The 2,134-nt window shown below is 61.1% G+C and carries 2 protein-coding genes and 1 pseudogene; all 3 read right to left on the bottom strand.

What is annotated here, in order from left to right:
- A partial coding sequence (locus EN939_RS31375) for an SGNH hydrolase domain-containing protein (protein ID WP_127271487.1) occupies positions 1-910 on the bottom strand: 910 nt, incomplete at its 3' end.
- Positions 904-1,899, bottom strand: coding sequence for an acyltransferase family protein (locus EN939_RS31380; RefSeq protein WP_335930812.1), 996 nt, complete (start codon positions 1,897-1,899; stop codon positions 904-906). The genes EN939_RS31380 and EN939_RS31375, both read right to left, overlap by 7 nt.
- Before the next feature lie 17 nt (positions 1,900-1,916).
- Positions 1,917-2,134: pseudogene (locus EN939_RS31385) on the bottom strand (hypothetical protein); the annotation flags it as partial.

Here is a 2,134-nt window from a genome sequence, read left to right on the forward strand (position 1 = left end):
AGACGATGATGTTGCCGACCACGGCCGAACAGCTGTCCTTGCCACATAAGGCATCGTTCATGTCAACGACACGGACCCCCGGCAATGCCCCTGCGGCGAGGGCGAAGACATCGCTCGTCTCCACCTCCTGTCGCGCGTTGACGCATTTGTCGGCATCGGCGGCCAGGCAATCACCGGGATCGAACTTGACGAAAGGCGTGTTCCGAATGGCGATAATACGCACGCCCGTTCTGTTCAAGTCGCTCCAGATGCTGCGCAAACCGTCGATCATTGCCGGCTCCGGTGTGTCGGAATAGCGAGACTGGCTGGTGAACATCAGGTCTGGCCGCAATTTCCTGATCTCGGCGCGAACGTTGTCGCGCCATGTTGCGCAGGCCTCATACGGCTTACCTTCATCCGTCACCGCGGCAAGGGTGAAAGGGCATGCAGCCTTGGTGAAGGTGACCAATTTCCACTTGCGGTCCCTGGCAATCTTGTCGATGGCCGGGATCCATTGTGCTGCGTGTGAATCGCCTGCGACGACAATGGTTCTGGTTCCCTGGGGATCGCCGAGCTGGCAGCCCACAGCTTGCGTGCTGTCCTGCTCCTGATGGCATTTCAGTCGATAGACGATCGGTACGTCACGCCTGAGTTTGCCGAGGGATGGCAGCAGTTGCACGTCGCGCGGAACCGAAGCGTTGGCAAGAAGCGCTGCCGGCCCTGGATAATTCGGTGTCCCGATCAGGCTGATATCGACGTCTTTCCTGTCGAGCGCATAGCCGAGCCCACCCGACATCATCACGCAGACGGCAACGGCGGCAGTGGCATAGGCCAGAGGTTTCCGTTCCGTATCCGACCGCGGCTGCCGGTAGCGCTGTTCGACATATCGGTAGGAAAGATCCGAGATTGCCAGCGTCAGGGCGATCAGCACGAGACCTGCAAGGAGCCCGGCCGCGGGGCGATGCGCCGAATAGAAAACAACCAGCGGCCAATGCCAGAGGTAGATCGAATACGACCGGTCGCCGACATAGCAAAGGATGCTGGCATCAAGTCCGCGAACCGGCCCAGTTTGATGCCGCCGGCGGCAATGATGAGCACCGTCCCCAAGGTCGGCAGCAAGGCAAGAGCGCCAGGAAATGACGTCGAGGCGGAAAAGAAAAGCGCTGAAAACCCGATGGCGCCAATACCGGTCATCGCCATTGCGGCGCGCAATGGCAGCCCTGCCCTGAACCGATGGACCGTCAGCGCCAGCAGGCCACCGAGCGCCAGCTCCCACAGACGGGTATGGGTTACGAAATAAGCGGCGGCCGGATCGCTCCGGGTGATGACAACCGAGCTGATCAGCGATCCGGCAAAAACCGCGGTCAGCCCCACGAGGAATACGTCTTTCGCTGGCCGCCCGAGACGGCGCGCCAGCCAAAGGCCTGCCACCATCAGCAATGGCCAGACGATATAGAACTGCTCCTCGATGGATAGAGACCAGTAATGTTGTACCGGGCTCGCCGCCTCCTCGGCGCCGAGATAGTCGACCGCCTGCCAGGCAAGCCGCCAGTTCTGCACATAGAGCGCACTGGCAGCGACCTGGATTGCCGTCTCTTCCCAACGTGCCATGGACAGGAAGACCAGCGTTCCGGCGAGCGTGGCAAGAAGGGCCAGGATCGCAGTCGGCAGCAGTCGCCGCACTCGCCGCGAATAAAAGGCCATCAGCGAGATGCGGCCGTCGCGCAGCGCCATGCGGGCAAGCAGACCGGTGATGAGATAGCCCGAGATGACGAAGAACACATCGACCCCGACATACCCGCCAGGAAGAACCGCGGGCCAGATGTGGAAAACCACCACCAGGGCAACGGCTATGCCACGCAGCCCCTGGATTTCAGGCCGCAATGCAACAGGCCCCTCAGCGTTTTCTGTCAACACCACCCGCCTCAGACCTGATTTCAGATCGGCTCGAACTTCACATCCGGCTGGTCGGGACCGCCGGCTTGCCGCAACAGCGCGAGAATGTGTTCGCTCCTGTCAACCTGCTGTCGCCTCCAGTTCGAGGCGTTAGTCACGTGCAGCCAGCCATCGACCACCATGAAAAAATCCTCGGATTGATCATGTCCCGCGCCGAAGCGAAGCGATTTGTTTTCGGCGAACCGAACCAGCGCCGGAT

The sequence above is a fragment of the Mesorhizobium sp. M7A.F.Ca.CA.002.05.1.1 genome (assembly GCF_003998335.1).
Classification (GTDB): Bacteria; Pseudomonadota; Alphaproteobacteria; order Rhizobiales; family Rhizobiaceae; genus Mesorhizobium.